This window comes from Streptomonospora mangrovi (genome assembly GCF_027604915.1).
Classification (GTDB): domain Bacteria; phylum Actinomycetota; class Actinomycetes; order Streptosporangiales; family Streptosporangiaceae; genus Streptomonospora; species Streptomonospora mangrovi.
In genome coordinates this window covers 24,611-45,580 of record NZ_JAJAQC010000012.1, presented here as the reverse complement: position 1 = coordinate 45,580, position 20,970 = coordinate 24,611, and the positions used below count along the sequence as shown (strand labels likewise).

At 74.9% G+C, this 20,970-nt stretch carries 18 protein-coding genes; 8 read left to right on the top strand and 10 right to left on the bottom strand.

The window, feature by feature from the left end:
• Positions 1-26 precede the first annotated feature (26 nt).
• Entirely contained in the window at positions 27-1,901 is a 1,875-nt protein-coding gene (locus tag LG943_RS09120) for an AMP-dependent synthetase/ligase (RefSeq protein WP_270071784.1), read from the bottom strand.
• A 370-nt stretch (positions 1,902-2,271) separates the two neighbouring features.
• Entirely contained in the window at positions 2,272-3,696 is a 1,425-nt protein-coding gene (gene yczR / locus LG943_RS09115; RefSeq protein ID WP_270071783.1) for a MocR-like transcription factor YczR, read from the bottom strand.
• A 126-nt stretch (positions 3,697-3,822) separates the two neighbouring features.
• On the opposite strand from yczR, the gene yczE reads away from it, so the two are divergent.
• The 5 genes from yczE to LG943_RS09090 all read left to right on the top strand — a co-directional run bounded on the left by yczE (position 3,823) and on the right by LG943_RS09090 (position 11,928).
• Positions 3,823-4,509 carry a membrane protein YczE gene (gene yczE / locus LG943_RS09110; protein WP_456340056.1) on the top strand — a complete coding sequence of 229 codons (687 nt, stop codon included), beginning with the start codon at positions 3,823-3,825 and terminating at the stop codon, positions 4,507-4,509.
• A 536-nt stretch (positions 4,510-5,045) separates the two neighbouring features.
• Positions 5,046-6,869: a glycoside hydrolase family 15 protein gene (locus LG943_RS09105; protein WP_270071782.1), complete on the top strand. Its 1,824-nt coding sequence runs from the start codon at positions 5,046-5,048 to the stop codon at positions 6,867-6,869.
• 46 nt (positions 6,870-6,915) lie between these two features.
• Positions 6,916-7,635 carry an MgtC/SapB family protein gene (locus tag LG943_RS09100; protein WP_270071781.1) on the top strand — a complete coding sequence of 240 codons (720 nt, stop codon included), beginning with the start codon at positions 6,916-6,918 and terminating at the stop codon, positions 7,633-7,635.
• Positions 7,636-7,730: 95 nt separating this feature from the next.
• Positions 7,731-8,405, top strand: a complete 675-nt coding sequence (locus LG943_RS09095) for a uracil-DNA glycosylase (RefSeq protein ID WP_270071780.1) — start codon at positions 7,731-7,733, stop codon at positions 8,403-8,405.
• Positions 8,406-8,532: 127 nt separating this feature from the next.
• A complete protein-coding gene (locus tag LG943_RS09090) occupies positions 8,533-11,928 on the top strand; it encodes an NACHT domain-containing protein (protein WP_270071779.1) in 3,396 nt (1,131 codons plus the stop codon).
• Between the two features lie 31 nt (positions 11,929-11,959).
• On the opposite strand, the gene LG943_RS09085 is transcribed toward LG943_RS09090, so the two are convergent.
• Positions 11,960-12,733, bottom strand: coding sequence for an SIR2 family NAD-dependent protein deacylase (locus tag LG943_RS09085; RefSeq protein ID WP_270071778.1), 774 nt, complete (start codon positions 12,731-12,733; stop codon positions 11,960-11,962).
• 440 nt (positions 12,734-13,173) lie between these two features.
• Between LG943_RS09085 and LG943_RS09080 the strand changes: the two genes are divergently transcribed.
• Positions 13,174-14,058 (top strand): sulfotransferase, encoded by an 885-nt coding sequence (locus tag LG943_RS09080; RefSeq protein WP_270071777.1) that lies wholly within the window; start codon positions 13,174-13,176, stop codon positions 14,056-14,058.
• A gap of 54 nt (positions 14,059-14,112) precedes the next feature.
• On the opposite strand, the gene cynS is transcribed toward LG943_RS09080, so the two are convergent.
• The 3 genes from cynS to LG943_RS09065 form a co-directional block, all read right to left on the bottom strand.
• Entirely contained in the window at positions 14,113-14,577 is a 465-nt protein-coding gene (cynS, locus tag LG943_RS09075; RefSeq protein ID WP_270071776.1) for a cyanase, read from the bottom strand.
• Positions 14,578-14,788: 211 nt separating this feature from the next.
• Positions 14,789-15,673 (bottom strand): alpha/beta hydrolase family protein, encoded by an 885-nt coding sequence (locus LG943_RS09070; RefSeq protein WP_270071775.1) that lies wholly within the window; start codon positions 15,671-15,673, stop codon positions 14,789-14,791.
• 123 nt (positions 15,674-15,796) lie between these two features.
• Positions 15,797-16,231 carry a RidA family protein gene (locus LG943_RS09065; protein ID WP_270071774.1) on the bottom strand — a complete coding sequence of 145 codons (435 nt, stop codon included), beginning with the start codon at positions 16,229-16,231 and terminating at the stop codon, positions 15,797-15,799.
• 422 nt (positions 16,232-16,653) lie between these two features.
• Between LG943_RS09065 and LG943_RS09060 the strand changes: the two genes are divergently transcribed.
• Positions 16,654-16,812 (top strand): hypothetical protein, encoded by a 159-nt coding sequence (locus LG943_RS09060; RefSeq protein ID WP_270071773.1) that lies wholly within the window; start codon positions 16,654-16,656, stop codon positions 16,810-16,812.
• 90 nt (positions 16,813-16,902) lie between these two features.
• On the opposite strand, the gene LG943_RS09055 is transcribed toward LG943_RS09060, so the two are convergent.
• Together LG943_RS09055 and LG943_RS09050 are read right to left on the bottom strand one after the other, a co-directional pair.
• On the bottom strand, positions 16,903-17,730 hold the full coding sequence (locus tag LG943_RS09055; protein ID WP_270071772.1) for an aldo/keto reductase: 828 nt from the start codon (positions 17,728-17,730) through the stop codon (positions 16,903-16,905).
• Between the two features lie 134 nt (positions 17,731-17,864).
• A complete protein-coding gene (locus tag LG943_RS09050) occupies positions 17,865-18,179 on the bottom strand; it encodes a hypothetical protein (protein WP_270071771.1) in 315 nt (104 codons plus the stop codon).
• Positions 18,180-18,336: 157 nt separating this feature from the next.
• On the opposite strand from LG943_RS09050, the gene LG943_RS09045 reads away from it, so the two are divergent.
• Positions 18,337-18,882 (top strand): DUF523 domain-containing protein, encoded by a 546-nt coding sequence (locus LG943_RS09045; protein ID WP_270071770.1) that lies wholly within the window; start codon positions 18,337-18,339, stop codon positions 18,880-18,882.
• 53 nt (positions 18,883-18,935) lie between these two features.
• Here the strand turns inward: LG943_RS09045 and LG943_RS09040 are convergent, their stop codons facing one another.
• Positions 18,936-19,907 (bottom strand): NAD(P)-dependent oxidoreductase, encoded by a 972-nt coding sequence (locus LG943_RS09040; RefSeq protein ID WP_270071769.1) that lies wholly within the window; start codon positions 19,905-19,907, stop codon positions 18,936-18,938.
• A 246-nt stretch (positions 19,908-20,153) separates the two neighbouring features.
• Positions 20,154-20,753, bottom strand: coding sequence for a class I SAM-dependent methyltransferase (locus tag LG943_RS09035; protein ID WP_270071768.1), 600 nt, complete (start codon positions 20,751-20,753; stop codon positions 20,154-20,156).
• Between the last annotated feature and the right edge of the window lie 217 nt (positions 20,754-20,970).

Sequence of the window (20,970 nt, the reverse complement as noted above, 5' to 3'; positions counted from 1 at the left end):
GGTCGGCGGGGCCGGGCGCGCGGCCCTCAGTCCGCGTAGAGCGCGGCGATGGCCTCGGCGTACTTGCGCTGGATCACCCGGCGCTTCATCTTCAGCGAGGGGGTCAGCTCCTCGCCCTCCACCGTCCACTCGTCGGCCAGCAGCCGCCACCGCTTGATCTGCTGCACCCGCGCCAGCCGGGCGTTGGCCGCGACCACGGCCGTCTCGACCTCGGCCAGCACCTTGGGGTGCTCGGCCAGCTCGACCAGGCCGGCGGCGTCGATGCCGTGGGCGGCGGCCCACGCGGGGGCGACGTCGGGGTCCAGCGTCAGCAGCGCCACCGGGTAGGGGCGGCGGTCGCCGTAGGCCAGGGCCTGCCCGATGAGCGGGTGCTCCTTGAGCCGGTTCTCGATCACGGCCGGCGCGATGTTCTCGCCCCCGGCCGTGATGATCAACTCCTTCTTGCGGTCCACGACGTAGAGGAACCCGTCCTCGTCCAGCCGCCCGATGTCGCCGGTGTGCAGCCAGCCCTCGGCGTCGATGAGCGCGGCCGTCTCCTCGGGGCGGTTGAGGTAGCCGGCGGTGTTGACCGGCCCGCGCACCAGGATCTCGCCGTCGGCGGCCAGGGCGATCTCCATGCCGTCGGAGGGGCGGCCCACGCTGCCGAAGCGGTAGGCGGTGGGGCGGTTGACGGTGACCGCCCCGCAGTTCTCGGTCATGCCGTAGATGTCGCGCAGCAGGACGCCCAGCCCGGAGAAGAAGCGCAGGGTCTCCTCGGGCATCGGCGCGGCGGCGGTGGTGAAGGCCGTGCAGCGGTCCAGCCCGATCAGCGCGCGGATGGGCCGCAGCATCGCCTCGTCGGCCTCGGCGAAGCGCCGCTCCAGGTCGGGGTCGCGGGTGCGGCCGTACTGGCCGGCCTCCAGGTAGGCCCGCGCGGTCTCCGCGGCCCGGTCCACGGCGGCGCGCCGCTCGGCGGGCGCGGCCGCCAGCGCGGCGGTGAGCCCGGCCTGGAGCTTCTCCCACACGCGCGGCACCCCGAACAGGCCGTGCGGGCGCACCAGGGGCAGGTAGGCGCCCAACTGCTTGGGGTCGGGGCAGAAGTGCAGGTGTCCGGCGATGCGGATGGGCAGGTAGGCGCTGAGGACCCGCTCGGCGATGTGGGCCATGGGCAGGTAGGACACCGACGAGCCGCCGAAGGGCAGGTCGTTGGCGCGCAGGGTGATGGTCACCTGGAACAGCACCTGGTGGTGGGACTCCAGCACGCCCTTGGGCGCGCCGGTGGTGCCGGAGGTGTAGAGCAGGGTGGCGCTGTCCTCGGGGCGCACCGCCGCCATGCGGGCGCGCACGGGGCCGGGGTCGGCGGCGTGGGCGCTCCGCCCGGTCTGGACGAACTCCGCCCAGCTCACGAAGCGCGGGCCGGTGCCGCCGGTGTCGGGGGGCACCGCGTCGGCGTCGAGCAGCACCACGGTGCGCAGGCCGGGCAGCCGCTCCAGGGCGGCAGCCCAGCGCTCCAGTTCGGCTGCGCCCTCCAGCACGGCGACGGAGGCGGCGCAGTCGCCGGCGACGAACTCGATCTGCTCGGGCGCCAGTGTGGGGTAGACGGTGAACGGCACGCCGCCGGCGTGCAGCGCGCCCAGGTCGGCGACGAGGTGCTCGGGGCGGTTGCCCAGCATGAGGGCCACCACCTCGCCGGGCGCCAGGCCGTGGACGACGAACGCGGCGGCGGCCTCCAGGACCGCCAGCCGGTACTCCGCCCAGGTCAGCGTGGTCCACTCCGCGTCGGCGGCGGCGGAGTCGCGCCAGGACAGCGCGGGCCGCCCCCCGTGCCGCTCGGCGGTGTCGCGGAACCAGTCCACGAGGGTGAGTCCGCCGATCTCGTCCTCGACGCCCTGTCGGACGCGCAAAGTCTCGCTGGGGTCCATGGCCGCTCCCGCTGTGTGCTCCACATCACGTCGCCTGGCGTAATCGGACCACGGCGCGCCGACACCCGCAAGCACCGCTCGGGCCCGGTTTTCCGGTCGGCGCCCGCTCCACGGGAAACGTCCGAACTCCTCTTCCGGCTGGTTTTCAAGCCTCTCGCTGTGGCACGCGGTGATGGCATTCCGTGACGGCTCCCACGGCTTCCACGGGCGCCGAGGACCGCATGGGGCAGGGGTGGCCGGGGTGGGCGGGTCGGCACCGGCTGGTCGCGGCCCCTCGCATCCGCGCACGGCCTCAGCCCCGATGCGCGGGGGGCTCACCGGCGGCGCTCCCGCCGCCGGTCGGGGGTCGGGGCGACCCGCCCGCGCGCGCCTACACGTAGAGGTCGTGGCGCGGGGTGCCGGGCCGGGACGCGGTCTCGGCCCAGGCGCGGGCGAGGCGCTCGACGCCGTCGGCGAGCACCTCCGGCGGCTGGGTGTAGGACAGCCGCACGTAGTGCTCCAGCGTGCCGTCGGCGCCGAACAGCGGACCGGGGGCCAGGTGCACGCCGTGGCGGGCGCCGACCTCGCGCAGGGCGGTGGCCGCCGGGCGCGGCAGGCCCGTCCACAGCACCAGGCCGCCCGAGGGGCGGGAGCAGCGCCACTCCGGGATGTGCTCGCGCAGCAGGGCCACCAGGGCGTCGCGGTTGCGGGCCAACTGGCGGCTGCGCTCGGCGCGCACCCGCAGCATGTCGGCGAACAGGTGGGTGACGGTGAGCTGGTCCATCAGCGAGCTGGCGAGGTCCACGCGCTGGCGGGCCGCCGCCAGGCGCTCCACCATCGGCGGGGTGGTGCGCACCCAGCCGATGCGCAGCCCGCCCCAGAAGGTCTTGGCCACCGACCCGACGGTGTAGACCCGGCCGTCGGTGTCGTGGGCGGCGGTGGGCGCGGGCTGGTCGCCGGAGTCGATGGCGAGTTCGGCGACGCTCTCGTCCACGATGAGCGCGGCGTCGGCCCGGCGCGCCTCGGCGACCACGGCGGCGCGCTCCTCGTCGTCCATGAGGGCGCCGGTGGGGTTCTGGAAGTCGGGGATCAGGTAGGCCAGGCGGGGCCGGAACCGGCGGAACGCGTCGAGGACGTGGTCCATGTCCCAGCCCGAGGGGGTGACCCCGACCGCGCGCACCTGGAGCCCGTGGCGCCGGGCGGCGTCCAGGGCGTGGGGGTAGGTGGGCGACTCCGCCAGCAGGCTGTCGCCGGGGTCGGCGAGCAGGCTCAGCAGCATCGCCACCGCGTGCTGGGCGCCGTTGGTCACGACGATCTGCTCGGGTGCCGTGGGCAGGCCGCGCTCGACGTAGCGGCGGGCGATGGCGTGGCGCAGCTCGGGCAGGCCGCGCGGGTTGTAGCCGATGCCGCCGACGTGGGCGGCGAGCTGGTCCACGGCCAGCCGCGCGGCCCGCTGGAGGCCGTCGATGGCCGAGGGCGCGGCGATCCCCAGGTCCACGTGCTCGGTGTGGGGCAGCAGGTGGCCGCCGCCGGGGCCGGAGTCGGGCAGCACGGTCCAGCTCCCGGCGCCCTGGCGGCTGTCGAGGTAGCCGTTCTCGCGCAGCCAGGCGTAGGCGGCGGTGACGGTGTTGCGGCTCACGTTGAGCGCGGCGGCGAGGTCGCGTTCGGCGGGGAGCCGGGTGTAGGTGGGCACGCGGCCGTCGAGCACGAGGCCGCTGATGGCGCGCCCCACCCCGAGGTAGTAGGGCCGCTCGCGCGCGGCGGCCCCGATCAGGCGGGCCAGCAGATGGCCATTGATACGTCGTTCACCGACCACGAAGGTGCCACTTTCCCGAATTGGCGCTGTTCTTCGCCCCAGAAGCGGTCCAACATTACCGGAGTGGCTCACAAGTTCTCTCGTTCTCGCGGTGCGGAGCCCTCCGCACCGGGACCCCGGTCCCCGCTGTCCCGCCCGTCCCTCACCTCCCGCCTGGCCCGCCTGCCGCGCCGCGTGTTCCTCGCACCCGTGCTGCCGCGCCCCCGGCTGCGCCGCCTGGTGCACCTCATGGTCGGGCTGCACCTCTACGGCGCGGGCTGCGCCCTGCTGATGGCCGCCCACCTGGGCTCCATGCCCTGGGACGTGCTGCACCAGGGCCTGGCGCGCATCACCGGGCTGTCGGTGGGCGCCTGCATGATCCTGGTCGGGGCGGCGGTGATGCTGCTGTGGATCCCGCTGCGCCAGCGCCCCGGTGTGGGCACGCTGTCCAACGTGCTGCTGGTGGGGGTCTGGACCGACCTGTGGCTGCGGTGGCTGCCCGAGCCCGAGGCGCTGCCCGTGCGCTGCCTCATGCTGGCCCTGGGCATCCTGGCCATCGCCGGCGCCACCGCACTCTACATCGGCGCCCGGCTCGGACCGGGGCCACGCGACGGCCTGATGGTCGGCCTGACCGAGCGACTGCCCGTCTCCCTGCGGGTGGCGCGCACCGTCATCGAGGTCGCCGTGGTGGCCGCCGGCGTGCTGCTCGGCGGCACCCTGGGCGTGGGCACCGTGCTGTTCGCGGTGGTGATCGGCCCGCTGACCCAGGTCCTCATGCCGCTGGGGGCCGTCCCGGCGCCCGCGCCCGCACCGGAGCGGTCCCCCGCCCCCTGAGCGCCTCCGCGCGGGCCGGGCCGCCCGCCGCTCCGCCCGCCGGTCGAGGCCGTCCGGGCGGCCGGGCCGGGCGACCCGGCCACCGGGCCGGCCGGCCTCGCGGCGTCCGGAAGCGGTCACCGCGCGGCCGGGCACACCGGTCCTCCCCCGGCCACCGATTACGGCGCAATAACGGATTCTCAGACACAAACCAGCGGTGCGCACCGGCAATCCGCCCCCGCCCTCCCGCATACGGGCATTACCGAGCGCGTCCGCCATTTGCCGACCCGTCCCCCACCGTCCTCCGACTATCACCTGACGCACATTTGCTTCGGCTTCCACCTGCGAAGGCCCGCCAGCCGGTAACGTGACCGCAGCGGCACACAAAGGCGTTTGCGGGCCATCACCCCTTCGCGGAACCGGTCGACGGCGCGGACAACCCCGCCCCGGCCGGAAACCACGTCGCCGCCGCGTGTCCACAGGGTGGCCGGGAGTTGGATACGGTACGTCCGCGTAGACGTGATCTTGATTGACGAGGTTTCAAGGGGGTGAGTCGCGTGTCCGGCCTGATCGAGGATTACGCGCTGATCGGCGACATGCAGACCGCTGCTCTCGTTGGGCGCGACGGCTCCATCGACTGGCTCTGCCTTCCCCACTTCGACTCCCCCGCGTGCTTTGCCGCGCTGCTGGGCGACGAACAGAACGGCAACTGGTGGATGCGCCCGGCCAACGGCGAGCCGCGGGCCGCCCGGCGGCGCTACCGCCAGGAGACCCTGATCCTTGAGACGGAATGGGACACCCCCGAGGGCACCGTCCGGGTCATCGACTTCATGCCGCCGCGCGGCGGCGCCCCCCACATCGTGCGCATCGTCGAGGGCGTGGCCGGGACCGTGCGCATGCAGACCGCGCTGCGGCTGCGGTTCGACTACGGCAACGTGGTGCCCTGGATCCACCGCAGCGGCACCGAATTGGTGGCCATCGCCGGCCCCGACGCGGTGTGGATGAGTTCGCCGGTGCCGCTGGAGGGCCACAACTTCGTCCACGACGCCACCTTCACGGTGAGCGCCGGCCAGCGGGTCCCCTTCGTCATGACCTGGCACCCCTCCCAGGTCGAGGAGTCCGACCACCTCGACGCCGAGAAAGCGCTGTCTCGCACCGAGCGCTTCTGGCGCCAGTGGGTCGACCAGTGCACCTACGAGGGCCAGTACCGCGACGCCGTGGTCCGCTCCCTGATCACCCTCAAGGCGCTGACCTACCGCCCCAGCGGCGGCATCGTGGCCGCGCCCACCACCTCGCTGCCCGAGGAGATCGGCGGCGTGCGCAACTGGGACTACCGCTACTGCTGGCTGCGCGACGCCACCATCACTTTGGAGGCGCTGATCCGCAGCGGCTACACCGACGAGGCGCAGGCGTGGCGCGAGTGGCTGGTGCGCGCGGTGGCGGGCGAGCCCCAGCACATGCAGATCATGTACGGCGTGCGCGGCGAGCGCCGCCTGGCCGAGTGGGAGGCCGACTGGCTGCCCGGCTACGAGAACTCCCGGCCGGTGCGCATCGGCAACGCCGCGGTGGGCCAGTACCAGCTCGACGTCTACGGCGAGGTCATGGACGTCCTGCACCTGGCGCGGCGCAGCGGCCTGCACGGCGGCGAGCACGTGTGGGGCCTTCAGCGCTCCCTGGTCAACTACCTGGAGTGGTGCTGGGACGAGCCCGACGAGGGCCTGTGGGAGGTCCGCGGCCCCCGCCAGCACTTCGTGCACTCCAAGGTGATGGCCTGGGTGGCGGCCGACCGCGCGGTGCGGATGATCGAGGACTTCGGCAAGGAGGGCCCGATCGAGCGGTGGCGCGCGCTGCGCGACACCATCCACGCCGAGGTCTGCGAGTACGGCTTCGACTCCAAGCGCAACACCTTCACCCAGTACTACGGCAGCAAGGAATTGGACGCCGCCCTGCTGCTGATCCCCGAGGTCGGGTTCCTGCCCTACGACGACCCCCGCGTCATCGGCACCATCGAAGCGATTCGCGAGGACCTGATGGTCGACGGCTTCGTGATGCGCTACCGCACCGACCGCGAGGGCACCGCCGACCACCTGCCCGGCGACGAGGGCGCGTTCCTGGCGTGCAGCTTCTGGATGGCCAACGCCCTGCTGTCCATCGGGCGTGAGAAGGAGGCCGGCGAGCTGTTCGAGCGGCTGCTGGCGCTGCGCAACGACGTCGGGCTGCTGGCCGAGGAGTGGGACGCCAAGAACAACCGGCAGGTGGGCAACTTCCCCCAGGCGTTCAGCCACGTGCCGCTGGTCACCACGGCGCTGAACCTCTCCCACCACAACGGGCACCGGCGCGGCCCCGACCCCTCCGAAGGCGCCGCGGGCACCGAGGACTAACCCTTCCGCGCCGGGAGACCCGGCCCGGCGGGGGTACCCCTGCCCCATGGCGGAATTCATGGGGAGTCTGGAGGGCCAGGGCTGGCCGCAACTGCTGGCCCTGGCCGTCGCGCTGGTGCTGTGCTCGCTGATCGGCCTGGAGCGCGAACTGCGGCAGAAGACCGCGGGGCTGCGCACCCACACCCTGGTGGGGGTGGGTGCGGCGCTGTTCATGGTCGTGAGCAAGTACGGCTTCTCCGACGTCCTGGGCGACGAGGTCACCCTCGACCCCTCCCGGGTGGCCGGGCAGATCGCCTCGGGTATCGGCTTCATCGGCGCCGGGGTGATCTTCGTGCGCCAGGACATCGTGCGCGGGCTCACCACCGCGGCCACCATCTGGGTGTCGGCGGCCGTGGGCACCGCGGCGGGCGGCGGGCTGTGGCTGGTGGCCACGGCGGTGACGGCGGCGCACTTCCTGGTGGCGGTGGGCTACCCGCCGCTGCTGCGGCTGATCACCCGCGCCCGGCCGGCCACGGCGCCGGTGCGGGTGTCCTACCTCGACGGCATGGGGGCGCTGCGCGCCATCCTCGCCGAGATCACCGGGCGCGGGTTCGACGTCCGCTCGGTGGCCACCGAGCGCGCCGAGGGGGTGCACGCCCGGGGCGCCGTCATCCACCTGATCGTGCAGGTGCGCGGCAGCGGCAAGGTGGAGCGGCTGGCGGAGGCGCTGCCGGAGATCGAGGGGGTGCTGTCGGTGCGCACGGGCGAGCCGGGCGACGAGGAGTGAGGGCCGGCGCGCGGCACGCGCCCGGCGCGCGAAGCCCGGCGCACGCGGGCTTTGGCGTGGTCCGACGCGTCACAGGCGACCGCTAGGGTGCTGCCATGTCAGGCAAACCCTTGAACGAGATCATGGACGGCGGCTGGGCCGAGGCGCTGTCACCGGTGGCCGACCGGATCAGCCAGATGGGCGACTTCCTCCGCGACGAGGTCGCCGCCGGACGCACCTACCTCCCCGCCGGCGAGAACGTGCTGCGCGCCTTCCAGCAGCCCTTCTCCGACGTGCGGGTGCTGATCGTGGGCCAGGACCCCTACCCCACCCCCGGCCACGCGGTGGGCCTCAGCTTCTCGGTGGCCCCCGACTGCAAGCCGCCGGGCAGCCTGCGCAACATCTTCCAGGAGTACAGCGACGACCTCGGGCTGCCCCTGCCCTCCAGCGGCGACCTCACGCCCTGGACCAAGCAGGGCGTCCTGCTGCTCAACCGCGTGCTCACGGTCGCGCCGGGCCGGCCCGCCTCCCACCGGGGCAAGGGCTGGGAGGAGGTCACCGACCAGGCCATCCGCGCGCTGGCCGCCCGCGACGTCCCGATGGTGGGCATCCTGTGGGGCCGCGACGCCCGCAGCCTGCGGCCGCTGATGCCCGATGTGCCGTGCGTGGAGTCCACCCACCCCAGCCCGATGTCGGCGAAGAACGGCTTCTTCGGTTCGCGCCCGTTCAGCCGCGCCAACGCCATGCTCCAGGAGCAGGGCGCCGAGCCGGTCGACTGGCGCCTGCCCTAGCCGGAGGGTCCGCGCGGCGCGGCAGCGGCGCGCGCCGGGGGTTTGAGCGGCGGGGCGGCGCCGTACTTGAATGGGTGCGGCTCCGCCCCGCCGCACCGCCCACCCCCCGATGTGAAAGGCCCTGCCGATGGCCAGCCGCCTCCGCTACGCCGACGCCCTCAAGCTCCTGGGCCGCGACGACTCCGCCGTGCTGGACGCCGGCGAGAAGCTGGCCGACGGCGGCCTGGCGGCGCTGGGCGTGCCCGACCTGTTCGGCCTGCGGACCGAGATGGTGCGCCTGGGCCGCCGCGCCCTCACCGGGCTGCGGGAGAAGGTCACCGGCGTCAGCCGCATGGACCGCACCGAGCGCGTGGCCGCCGCGCTGGACGTGCTGGTGGTGGTGGCGACCTTCGAAGGGCTGGGCCGGGCTCTGGAGGAGGCCGGCGACCTGCTGTCGGCCGACGACATCGGGCTGACCACCGCCGAGCGGTGGGAGACCGCCGCCCTGGCCGCCCGCCCCTCGGCGGCCGACGCCGTGTCGGCGTGGCTGGACCCCGAGGGCCGGGCGGTGGAGTGGATGGCGCTGGAGGGCGACCTGCTGGGCTCCCTGGAGGGCCGGGTGCGCGCGACGGGCGCCGACGCCGACGCCGACGCCTGGCAGCAGGTCGGCTCCGCGTTCTCCCACCACGCCGAACGCCAGTTCACCGAACTCTTCCGGCAACTGGCCGCCGACGTCCCGGAGTTCGGCGTGTGGGCGGCCATGGCCGAGCACCGCGCCACCCGCGACCGGGTGGCCGAGGTCCAGACCGGGCTGGGCGGCCTGCGCGACACGCTCGCCGCGATGGAGCCGCGCGCGGCGGCCGACCGCCGCCGCACCGAACTCGCCGCCGTGTACCAGGCCGTGCTGAACCAGCCGCTGCTGCGCACCGCCGACCTGCCCGACGGCCTGCGGCTGCCCACCCTGGAGTCCTCCTACCTGGCGCCGGCCGGGCGGCTGGACGTGGTCACCACCGGGTCGGTCCCGTCGTCGGAGTCGGCCTGGAAGCACCTGCCGGTGCGTGAGGACCTGCCCACGGTCCTTGCCGGCCTGCTCACCCAGCCGGGTGCGGTGCTGCGGCCCATCGTGATCCTGGGCCACCCCGGCGCGGGCAAGTCCGTGCTCACCCAGATGCTGGCCGCGCGGCTGTCGGCGGCCGACTTCCTGCCGCTGCGGGTGGAACTGCGCGGTGTGCGGCCCAACGCGCCCATCCACGCCCAGATCGAGGAGGGCATGGCGGCGACCCTGAACACGTCGGTGCGGTGGCGCGACCTCGCCGACGCGGCCGAGGGCGCGCTGCCGGTGGTGATCCTCGACGGGTTCGACGAACTGCTCCAGGCCACCGGTGTCAACCGCTCGGACTACCTGGAGCAGGTGCAGGAGTTCCAGGACCGGCAGCGCGCCATCGGGCAGCCGGTGGCGGTGATCGTGACCAGCCGCACCGTGGTCGCCGACCGCGCCCGGTTCCCCGCCCTGACCCCGGCGGTGCGGCTGGAGCCGTTCGACGCCCGGCGCGTGGCGCGCATGGTGGAGATCTGGAACGACGCCAACGCCGCCGCGCTGCGGGCGCGCGGGCTGGTGCCCCTCTCCCCCGAGGCGGTCCTGCGGTTCCGCGAGTTGGCCGAGCAGCCGCTGCTGCTGCTCATGCTGCTGGTCTACGACTCCGCCGACAACGCGCTGGCGCGGTCGGCGGCGGGGCTGTCGCGCAGCGGCCTCTACGAGCAACTGCTGACCATGTTCGCCGAGCGCGAGGTGCGCAAGCACCACGCGCACCTGGGCCCGGCCGAGCTGGCGCGCGCGGTCGAGGACGAACTGCACCGCCTGGAGGTCGTGGCGCTGGCCATGTTCGCGCGGCTGCGCCAGTACGTGACGGCGGCCGAACTCGACCAGGACCTCGCGGTGCTGATGCCGGACGCCGGGGTGCGCCCGGCCGACCCCGGGCTGCACGGCGCGCTCAGCGACGCCCACCAGGTACTGGGCCGGTTCTTCTTCGTGCACGAGTCGCAGGCCCGCACCGACACCCGCGACGCGAGCGTGTTCGAGTTCCTGCACGCCACGTTCGGCGAGTACCTGGTGGCGCGGGCGGTCACCGCCGAGCTGGCCGAGCTGCTGGAGGCGCGGCGGTTCGCCGCGCGCCGCCACCGGGGCGCGCCGCCGCTGGACGACGGCCTGCTTTACGCGCTCACGTCGTTCGCGCTGCTGGCGGGGACCCGGCCCATGGTGGAGTTCACCCAGGACCTGCTCGACCGGCGGATCGCGGGCGACGAGGAGGAGCGGGCGGCCTACCGGGAGCTGCTGGTCGAGCTGTTCCGCGAGGCGCCCTATCCTGCGGCCGGCCGGTCCTACACCGCCTACCAGCCGCGCCGCATGCCGGTCACCGGGCGCCAGGCGGCCTACACCGCCAACCTCGCCCTGCTGGTCACCCGGGTGTGCCCCGAGGGGGTCGAGCTGAGCGAGCTGCTGGGGACCGAGCGAGGCGTCCTCCATGAGTGGGGCGGGCTCGCCTCGCAATGGCGCCGGCTGCCGAACTCCCAGTGGCACGGCCAGGTCGACGCGATCCGGCTGCGGCACCTGGGCTTCGACGGCCCCGAGCCGCGCAGCGTGCTGGTGCCCGACGAGGGCGAGCCGGTCAACGTGGGCGAGTGCGTCGGCTTCGAACTGGTCTCGGAGACGCGCGGCCAGGTCGCGGTCCGCAGCCCCTACGACATCGTCATTCCCGGCCGGGGGCTCACCGGGACCCTGCTGCGGTCCAGCGCGATGCGCGTGCAGGGGACCGTGGGCCGGCTGGTGCTCATGCTGCTGCCCTATCTGACGCATGTGGGCGACGAACTGGTGGCCTGGCTGGCGGACCCGGAGGGCGGGGAGCCGTGGTCGGAGGCGCACGACATCCTGGAGCTGCGGCTGGGCCCGCCCCGGCCGGCCACCGAGGCCGAGGCCGAACGCCGGGTGCGGTGCTATGAGCGGCTGCTGTCCGGCGAGCGGCTGGACAGCTCCCATGTGCTGGTGCTGCGGCAGGCCGCGGAGGACCTGTCGCTGCTCAGGGTCGGCGAGGGGCAACTGCGCGGTTCCTACGGCGATGTCCTGTGGCGGACCGTGTACTCCGGCCTCTACCGGTTCGAGGGGCTGTCCCCCGATGTGGCGGCCGCACCCGAGGTGGTGGAGCGGGTGCTCCACCAGCTCACCCGCGGGCCCTCCGGCATCGTGGCGGGGCTGGGGTGGCCGCAGGAGTCGCTGGACCGGCTACTGGACCGGCTGCTCAACCCCGGCGCCGAGCCCACCCCGCAGGGATGGTCGGGGCGCGTCCGCCCCCGCGCCGACTCCGACCAGACCGTCTCCTCCCCCGCCGACGCGGGCACCGCCACCGCGGGCGGCGGGGCCGTGATGTCCTCGGCGGGCGAACCGGGACCGTCGGCGGGCGGACCGCCGCGGCGCAGCCCGCGGCCCCGCCACCGCCCCTACGATCCGTTCTACGGCAACAACGGCTCGGGGTCGGGCGGCGCGGGCTGACCCGCCCGCGCGGCCGGGCCGCCCGGCGGCGCTAGCGCGCGGCGCCCAGGGCGTAGGCGGCCAGCGCGGGCACGGCCTCGCCGATGGGGTCGCGCAGCACCGCCTCGGCCCGGTCGTCGTAGGGGGTCTCCTCGGCGTTGACGATGACCAGCGGGATACCGCTGTCCAGGGCGATGTCGCACAGGCCCGCCACCGGGTGCACCGACAGCGAGGTGCCCACGGCGACGAACACGTCGCAGGTGGCGGCGGCGTCCACGGCGCGCTCCAGCACCTCGGTCTTGAGGCGCTGGCCGAAGGAGACGGTGTCGGCCTTCTGGATGCCCCCGCAGATGGCGCAGCGGGGGTCGGACTCCTCCTCCAGGCGCGCCAGCACCTCAGGCGTGGGGGTGAGGGCGCCGCAGCCCATGCACACCACCCAGTGGATGGTGCCGTGGACCTCGATGACGTGGTGGTCGTCGGTGCCGGCGGCCTGGTGGAGGCCGTCGATGTTCTGGGTGATCAGGGCGCGCAGCCGCCCGGCGCGGTCGAGGTCGGCCAGCGCCCGGTGCGCGGCGTTGGGCCGCGCGGTCCAGGCGGGGTGGTCGCGGCGCATGCGCCACACCCGGCGGCGGACGTCGGCGTCGGACATGTAGATGTCGAAGTCGAACAGGGCGGCGGCACCGGGGTCGCGGGTCCACACGCCCTGCGGGCCGCGGAAGTCGGGAATGCCGGAGTCGGTGGAGATCCCCGCGCCGGTCAGCACGGTCAGCCGGTCGGCTCCGGCCAGGAGCGGGGCGACGTCGGCGGGGCGGGCGGCTGCGGTCATTGCGGTCGGTCCTCGGGTCGGGAACGGTCGGGCGCGGCGGGTGCTCGGCTGCGGGGACTGAGGATGCCGATCATTGTCGCAGCGCCGCCGGGCGGCGCGGAAACGCCGGGCCGAAGGGCGCGGCCAGCGGGTGTGGTGGTGAGCCGGCTCACGGCGGGATCACACATCGACCACGTATCCAGCACTTCTCATCGCACACCGCACCGGACATACCTGGGCGAGTGGTGCTTCGCGGTAATCTCACCTGCCAGTGGGGAGCGAGAAGGACTCGCCGGCACACGGCCGAGGGACGTTCGGCGCCGCGCCGACACCCGGGGAAGACGAGGGCGCTCAGGGGCGATGGGGTTCGCTGCGACGCAACGGCGGCCGAGGCCGCGCCCGGCCGCACCGGGACCGCAATCACCCGGAATCCGGCGAAGAGTGCAAAGATCTCCTCAGTCATGAAACAGCCGCCCTACATCCTCATCGTGAACGGGACGAAGGTCCACCGGCCGGTGTTCGTCCTGGGAGCCCCGCATTCCGGTGTGGACCTGATCGCGCACGCGCTGGACCGCGCCCCCGGCTTCCACATCGGCTCGGGCCACCCCTCGGTGCTGGACTCGGTCTACGCGCTCGCCCGGCGGCCCTCGATCGCCGAGGACCGGGCCTCGGGCACGGCGAGCCTGCTGCGGGCGGCGTTCGCGGAGTCCTGGCAGCTCACCCCCCTGACGTGTCCGATGTGCCCAGGCGGGCCGGTGCCGGCCCGCGAGGCGGCCGCGCCGTGCCGGCACGCCGCCGAGACCACCCACTACGGCGACGCCAGCCCCGACCTGCTCTACTGCGCGACCGCGCTCAGCTCGGCGTTCGAGGACGCGGCGTTCGTGCAGATCATCCGCGACGGCCGCGACGTGGTGGCCGACATGCTCGCCGACGAGCACGCCCTGGCGTGGTTCCGGCCCGCCCTGGCCAACCTGGAGCACGAGCTGCCCAACCCGTTCTTCGGGATCGAGACCGAGGAGGAGCGCGCGGACTACCCGAGGCTGTCCACGGCCGCCAAGTGCGCGCTGCGCTGGCGCGGGGCGGTGCGGCTGTCGGCGCGGCTGCGCGGGGCGCTGGGGCCCGACCGGCTGATGACGCTGCGCTATGAGGACGTGTTCGGCGGCGAGGTGGAGGCGGCGGAGCAGTTGCGGGAGTTCACCGGCGCGCGGGTGTCGGCGGTGGAGCTGGTGCGCGAGGACACGGGTGTGGGCACGTGGCGCAAGCGCCTGGGCGCCGAGGAGCGCGAGGCGGTGCGGACCATGGCGGGCGCCGAGCTGTCGCGGCTGGGCTACGCCAAGGGGCACTAGCGGCGGAGCGGTGCGCGGTGGGCGCGGGCCGACGCGGGCTCGTGCGGACGCGGCCTAGAACTCCCGGTAGGGCAGGTACTTGCCGTCGAGCGTGATGACCACGCGCGTGCCCTCGGGAGTGTCGGATCTGCGGAGGTCCATGGTGAAGTCGACGGCGCTCATGATGCCGTCGCCGAACTCCTCGCGGATCAGCTCGCTGACGGCGCCGCCGTAGACCTGCACGATCTCCTCCAGGCGGGCCACAACGGGCTCGGTGGGGTCCACGGAGTCCTCGCCGCGCACCGGCGGAAGCCGCAGGGCCTCGGCGGTGACGTCGTCCAGCCCCAGGAGCCGCGCCACCGCGCGGGCCTGCTCCTGGCTCACCGGGTGCTGCCCCAGCAGCGCGGCGGTGGTCCACACCTTGGACCGGCCGATCTCGTCGGCGATGCGCTGCCAGGAGACGTTCTTGCGGCGCTTGGCGTCGAGGACCGCCTCGGCGGCCTCGGGACGGCCCACAGGGCCGATGCCGGCGACGGACATGGGACTGCACCTCCACAGGATGGACGGCCCGGACGCCTGCGGTGGACGGCACCGCCGCACACGTCCGGCTGCGCACCCCAATCTAGGGACCACCGCCCGACCGGATCCAGCGCTCGTGCGCGCCTGTGGAAAACCGCCCCCGCCGGACAACCGCCGCCGCGCGCCGGTGCGGCGGCCGACCGGACCGGGCGGACCGTCCGGCCCGAGGGGCTCAGGGCCGGGTGCGGTCGAGCCAGGTGCGGACCGCCTTCCACGCCGGGTGGGCGGGGTCGATCACGGCGAAGTGGTCGGCGTCGGGCGGTTCGACGTAGTCCACGGCGTCGCCGGCCGCCCGCGCCGCCTCCACGTAGGCGCGGCTCTGCTCGACGGGCACGCGCGTGTCGGCGGCGCCGTGGACGATGAGCTGGGGTGTCCCCAGGGGCAGCCGGTGCAGCGGCGACGCGGCATCGAGGTCGGCGGGTGCCGCGGCCGCAGCACCCTCCACGGCCGCCGCCTCCTGCTCGGCGCCGCCGGTGCCCCCGGCAGCGGGGCGGGCGCCGCCGGCTCCGGCCGCCTGGGTCCCGCTGTCCGCCGCACCGCTCCGGCGGTCCGCGGCGAGGAAGTCGGCGACCGCGTCCTCACCCAGGCGCAGGCGCGCGGCGGCGCGCAGGTCGGTGACGGGCGCCAGGCCCACCACCCCGGTCAGCGGCGACCCGGGCGCGGCCATCAGCGCGAGGTGGCCGCCCGCGGAGTGGCCGACGGCCACCACGGTGGCGGGGTCGCCGGGCTCGGCGCCGTCGGCCAGCCGGGCGCCCAGCAGCGCGAGCGCGGCGCGCACGTCCTCCAGGGTCTGGGGCCAGCCGCCGCCGTCCCCGCCGGTGCGGCGGTACTCCACGTTCCACACCAGCCATCCCCGGTCGGCGAGGTGGGCGGCGACGGGATCCATCAGGCGGGCGTCGTGGGCGGCGCGCCACCAGCCGCCGTGCAGCAGCACGGCCACGGGGAAGGGCGCGTCGTCGTCGGCCACCGGCTGGTGGATGTGCACGACCTGGCCGGCGTGCCCGCCGTAGTCGAAGACGTGCCTGCTGTGCCGCCGGGTCGTGCTCGCACCGCCCATGGGCTCCTCCCCCTGGCTCCGCCGCCGCGTGGTGGGCCCATCCTGGCGGACGCGGTCGGCGACGGTGCGGTCACCCCCCGCCAACGGCGGGCACGGCCGCACCGGGGGGCGGGGCGCGCCGGGTCAGGTGTCGGCGGCCCACGCCTCGATGTCGGGCACCACGGCCACGCCCATCAACTCCACCTTGGCCTGGGGCACGATGAGGGCGGAGACGCCCAGCAGGGCGATGGCGGGATAGTGGCGTCCGAAATGGCGACGGTAGACGGTGCCCAGCGCGTTGGTGTTGGCGCGGTAGGCGCCGATGTCGGTGGTGAACACCTGCATGCTGACCAGGTGCCGAGGCCGGCCGCCCACCGCGGCGAGGGCCTTGACCACGTTCTCCAGGGCCAGGTCGAACTGCTCGACCAGGCCGGCTTCGGGGATCACGCCGTCGAGGCGCTGCGCGGTCTGGCCGCCGAGGTAGACCGTGCGGCCGGGCGCGGCGACGACGGCATGGGCGAAGCCGACTGGCTGGGCCAAGGTCAGCGGGTTGACGATCCGGTGCGCGTCCGCACCCATCTGGCGCCCCTTTCCACTCCGGCCGGCCACTCCTGGCGAACGCAGAGTCGCTGTGCGCGCCGTGCGGCGGCGCGCGACCGCGGGCCGGTGGGTCGGCGCGGCCGGGTGGCCGCTGGAGCGGCCCGCCCGCGCGGGACGGGTGGTCGGGCCGCTCGGCCGATGGCGGGTCCCGGCCCCGGCGAACCCGTCGGCGGCGCCGCACCAGCCCGTCGCCACTCCCCCGGCAGCCGGGCTGAGCTGCGCATACCGGGACACTAGCCGGTTTGTCGGCGCGAATCCGCCTCCCGCGCCGGGCCGCGGGGCAACCGCCGCCCATCGGGGCACGACGCGCTTGCCGCCGGTCCGGTTGGCACGCCGGCCCGAGGTGGGCGGGTGACACATCCCGCCTCGCCGCGCCACGGGGTGTTGCCTACGATGGGGGCATGGGAGAACTCGGCATCATCAGCCTGCTCGCGCTCGTCGTCATCGTGGGGGTTCCGGTCGCCATCCTGGCGGGCGCCATCGTCTACGTCGTCCGGCTGGCCCGGCGGGGCACGCAGGCCACCCTCGCCGACGCCGCCAAGCGCCGCGAACTCGCCTGAGGGCGGCGCACGCCCCGCGCAGCGCGGCGGCCGGCCGCCCCGTCGGGGAGCGACCGGCCGCGATCACCGCTGCGGGCCGGTGCCGCGCGTTCAGGAGTTGAGCGTGTCGGGGTCGGGCCCGAACCGCTCCCCGGTGTTGAGCCCCGAGATCGTGTCGACGTCGCCGCTGGAGAGCTGGAAGTCGAACACGTCGAAGTTGGAGCGGATGCGCTCGGGCGTCACCGACTTGGGGATCACGATGTTGCCAATCTGGAGGTGCCAGCGCAGGATCACCTGCGCGGGGGTCTTGCCGTAGGCTTCGGCGATCTTGCCGACGGTGGGGTCGCTCAGCACGTTGCCCTGGCCCAGCGGGCTCCACGCCTCGGTGGCGATGCCGTGCCGGCGGTCGAACTCCCGCAGCCGCTCCTGGGTCAGGCGCGGGTGCAGCTCGATCTGGTTGACGGTCGGCACGATCCCGCCCTCCTCCAGCACCCGCGTGAGGTGGTCGGCGTGGAAGTTGGACACCCCGATCGCGCGGACGCGGCCCTCGGCGTAGAGGCGCTCCATGGCCTTCCAGCTCTCGACGTAGGTGCCGCGCGCGGGCATCGGCCAGTGGATCAGGTAGAGGTCGAGGACCTCCACGCCCAGGCGCCGCACGGTGGCGTCGAACGCGCGCAGGGTGCTGTCGAAGCCCTGGTCGGTGTTCCACAGCTTGGAGGTCACGAAGATCTCCTCGCGGGGCACGCCCGAGCGGCGGATGGCCTCGCCGACGCCCTCCTCGTTGCCGTAGGCGGCCGCGGTGTCGATGCTGCGGTAGCCGGTCTCGATGGCGGTGCGCACCACGTCCACGACGTCGCCGCTGTCGACCTGCCAGACGCCGAAGCCCAACTGCGGGATCCGCACGCCGTTGTTGAGGGTGACCTCGGGAACCGTCGACATGAATCCTCCACGTTGCTCAAGTGCACGATCTTCCAGTGGGCACCAACCAAGCGCTCCCGGCCGCGCATTCCGCGGCGGGCGGCGGTGTGGACCTCGCCACGCCGCGCGGGCGGCGCCCGCGAGGTGCCCGGGCCTCAGCGCCGGTAGACCACCCCGACCACGACGAACTCCTCCAGCGGGCATTCGGGGACCACGTCGCAGAAGTCGTGCACGCGCCCTTGGCGCACCACGTAGGGCTCTCCGGGGCGGCGCCGCTCGATCTCCTCGGCCACGGCGGTCCGGGCGGCGGCCACCGCGATCTCCCGCTGGGCGCCGGTGTCGTCGGCCATGGTGCCGCAGGAGCGCACGACCAGGTCGACCGGCCGCGCCTGCGCGGGGACCAGTTCCGGGTGGTGGCGGGCCGCCTCCAGCCGGGGGCTCAGCCACCTCGCGCGCGTGTCGTCGCCCATGGCGCACCACTTCCCCGTCCGCTCGTCCGACGGTCTTTGCCCAGGCCCAGTAACCGCGCGGGCGGGGGCTCAAACGGGCGGGCGCCCCGGGCGGGGCGCGGCGCTAGAGTCGGTCGCAGGAGTCGACAGCCGCCGCGCCCGCGCTGAAGGAGGGACGATGCGCCGCCACGCCTTCGCCGCGCCCGGCGGGCCGCCGGAGCCCGCCGCGGCGGCCCGCGTGCTGGTCAGCGCGTGCCTGCTGGGCAGCCGGGTGCGCTTCGACGGGCGCGCCAAGACCGTGGCCGACGCGGTCGTGGACCGCTGGCGGGCCGAGCGGCGCGTCGTCGCCCACTGCCCCGAGGTCGCGGGCGGGCTGCCGGTGCCCCGGCCGCCGGCGGAGATCGAGCCGGGCGCCAGCGCCGCCGACGTCCTGGCGGGGGCGGCGCGCATCCTCACCCCCGAGGGGGCCGACGTCACCGCCCACTTCGTGGCCGGCGCCCGCGCGGCGCTGGAGACCGCGCGCCGGCAGGGCGTGCGCACGGCCGTGCTCAAGGAGTCCAGCCCGTCGTGCGGGCTGCTGCGGGTCTACGACGGCACGTTCAGCGGGCACACCGCGCCCGGGCCCGGGGTGACCACCCGGCTCCTGCTGGACCACGGGATCGCGGTGTTCCCCGAGACGGCGCTGGCCGAGGCCGACGCCCACCTGCGCGCCCAGGACGGCTGAGCGGCGCGGGGGCGGCGGGGCGCGCCCCGGGGAGCGGGGAGCGGTCAATCCGGTCAGGCCGGGGCGGCGGAGTCGGGCGGTGCGGCCGCCCGCGCGCGCAGGGCGTGCACGACCGCCGCCATGTCGCTGCGCCCGAACCCCAGCTCGCGGGTCTCGGCGTAGAGGGCGTGGGCGGCCTCCAGCAGCGGCGCGGAGACCCCGCGCTCGCGGGCGGCCTCGGCGGCGAGGCGGCTGTTCTTCAGCACGTCGGCGATGGCGGCTTGGGGCGCGAAGTCGCCAGTGGTGAGCTTGCGGGCCTTGGCACGGGAGACCGCCGAGGCCATGGGGCCGGCGTCGAGGATGCGCTCCAGCAGGGCCGGGTCGATGCCGTGGCGCTCGGCGAAGTGGAAGGACTCCGCCAAGCCGGTGGCCATCGTGATGAGGAAGACGTTCACGGCCAGCTTGGTCTCCAGCGCGGAGGGCACCTGCCCGCACTCGAAGACGGCGGAGCACATGGGGTCGAGGACGGGCCGCACGCGCCGCACCTCCTCCTCCGGGCCGGCGAGCATGGCCACGAGCCGCCCGTCCTCGGCGGGGCCGCGCGAGCCGGAGACGGGCGCCTCGACGTAGGCGCCGCCGGCGGCGTGCACGTCGGCGGCCAGGCGGGCGGAGTAGGCGGGCCGGAAGGTGCCCATCTGCACCAGGGTGCGCCCGCGCACGTCGCCGAACCGCTCGGTGTCCCGCCCCAGCACCTCGTCGACGGCGGATTCGTCGGCGAGCATCAGGATCACGGTCCGGCAGGAGGCGAGGACGTCCCGCGGCCCGTCCGCGACGCGCGCCCCGGCGGCGGCCACGGGCGCGCACCGCTGGGGGGTGCGGTTCCACACCACGAGCGGGACGCGCGCCCGGGCGAGGTTGAGGGCCATGGGCTGTCCCATGATGCCGAGCCCGAGAAACCCCACCGCGGCCGCACCGCCGCCCGGCGCCTCACCGATCCCCGCCATGCCCACCGCCTCCGCGTCGTCCGCCCACTGAAGCCATCCCACCGGCTCGGGACCGTCCGCACAACAGCCAATCCAAGGAAGTGGCCCCGTCCCCGCTCGGGGAAGATACGGCGCCCCGCCGCCGCCAGGGCCGGAGAGGACGCCGGAAGACGGGGATGCGGGGCCGGAGAGGACGCCGAAGGGCGGGGGCGGGGCCGAAAAACGGGGGGCGGGGCCGGAGGGGAGCCGAAGGGGCGTGGCCGGAGGAGAGGGGGGACGGGGACGGGAACGCCCCGCGTCCCCGCCGTGTCACCCGGCGGCGCGCCGGAACCGGTACCACTTCGGCGAGGTCCGGTTCATCGGCCACCCCAGCCCGGCGGTGTCGGCGTCCTCGACCTCGCGGAGGTCCCACCCCGGGAAGGCGGCCTCGACCTCGGCCTGCGAAACGCCCTCGACAAGCCCCCGGTACCGCGACGGCCCGAAGGCGAGCATCAGCAGTCCGGCGCCCGGGGCGGCGAGCGCCGTGATCCCGCGCCCCTCGGCGGCCCGCTGGCCGGCGTCCAGGCCCTGGAAGCAGCCGATGTCAACGAAGAGGTCGAAAGTCCCGAGGCCGGCCGACTCAAGGTCGGTCACGTCGCCCACGACGTAGTTGACCTCGGCCGGGCCCTTGCGCCGAGCCGCCTCGACCGCCTCGGGCACGATGTCGACGCCCACCGCCGCCCACCCGCGCGCGGCAAGCACGGGCGTGAACTGCCCGCGCCCGCACCCCACGTCCAACGCCCGCCCCGGCCCGGCCGGCCGCTCCGCCGCCTCGCGGTCCAGCAGCGCCCCCAACTGCGCCCCGCCCGCGGCCCCGTACCGCTCCCAGGGGGTGAAGCCGAGCCGGTACATCAACGCGTATTTCGTCATGGCCAACAACGTAAGGCGCCCCGCGCGAGGTGCCCGTTCACCCCCCGTTTAGCCCGGCCCCAACCGCATCGCGGCACGTCATGCCACCGCACAAACGCGCGCGGGGTCCCCCGGCGAGCAGCACGGCCGACCTCGGCGCCGCCGGCTCGGCGGCGCCACGCAGCAGCCAAGCGCGCCCGCAGCGACACCCACCCCTCACCACCGCCACCGGCGGCCC

What these genes read in the sequence shown, in the direction of transcription:
- LG943_RS09120 (WP_270071784.1), bottom strand. Translation starts at nt 1,901, where the DNA reads ATGGACCCCAGCGAGACTTTGCGCGTCCGACAGGGCGTCGAGGACGAG.
- LG943_RS09100 (WP_270071781.1), top strand. Translation starts at nt 6,916, where the DNA reads ATGGCGGAATTCATGGGGAGTCTGGAGGGCCAGGGCTGGCCGCAACTG.
- LG943_RS09095 (WP_270071780.1), top strand. Translation starts at nt 7,731, where the DNA reads ATGTCAGGCAAACCCTTGAACGAGATCATGGACGGCGGCTGGGCCGAG.
- LG943_RS09090 (WP_270071779.1), top strand. Translation starts at nt 8,533, where the DNA reads ATGGCCAGCCGCCTCCGCTACGCCGACGCCCTCAAGCTCCTGGGCCGC.
- LG943_RS09085 (WP_270071778.1), bottom strand. Translation starts at nt 12,733, where the DNA reads ATGACCGCAGCCGCCCGCCCCGCCGACGTCGCCCCGCTCCTGGCCGGA.
- LG943_RS09080 (WP_270071777.1), top strand. Translation starts at nt 13,174, where the DNA reads ATGAAACAGCCGCCCTACATCCTCATCGTGAACGGGACGAAGGTCCAC.
- cynS (WP_270071776.1), bottom strand. Translation starts at nt 14,577, where the DNA reads ATGTCCGTCGCCGGCATCGGCCCTGTGGGCCGTCCCGAGGCCGCCGAG.
- LG943_RS09070 (WP_270071775.1), bottom strand. Translation starts at nt 15,673, where the DNA reads ATGGGCGGTGCGAGCACGACCCGGCGGCACAGCAGGCACGTCTTCGAC.
- LG943_RS09065 (WP_270071774.1), bottom strand. Translation starts at nt 16,231, where the DNA reads ATGGGTGCGGACGCGCACCGGATCGTCAACCCGCTGACCTTGGCCCAG.
- LG943_RS09060 (WP_270071773.1), top strand. Translation starts at nt 16,654, where the DNA reads ATGGGAGAACTCGGCATCATCAGCCTGCTCGCGCTCGTCGTCATCGTG.
- LG943_RS09055 (WP_270071772.1), bottom strand. Translation starts at nt 17,730, where the DNA reads ATGTCGACGGTTCCCGAGGTCACCCTCAACAACGGCGTGCGGATCCCG.
- LG943_RS09050 (WP_270071771.1), bottom strand. Translation starts at nt 18,179, where the DNA reads ATGGGCGACGACACGCGCGCGAGGTGGCTGAGCCCCCGGCTGGAGGCG.
- LG943_RS09045 (WP_270071770.1), top strand. Translation starts at nt 18,337, where the DNA reads ATGCGCCGCCACGCCTTCGCCGCGCCCGGCGGGCCGCCGGAGCCCGCC.
- LG943_RS09035 (WP_270071768.1), bottom strand. Translation starts at nt 20,753, where the DNA reads ATGACGAAATACGCGTTGATGTACCGGCTCGGCTTCACCCCCTGGGAG.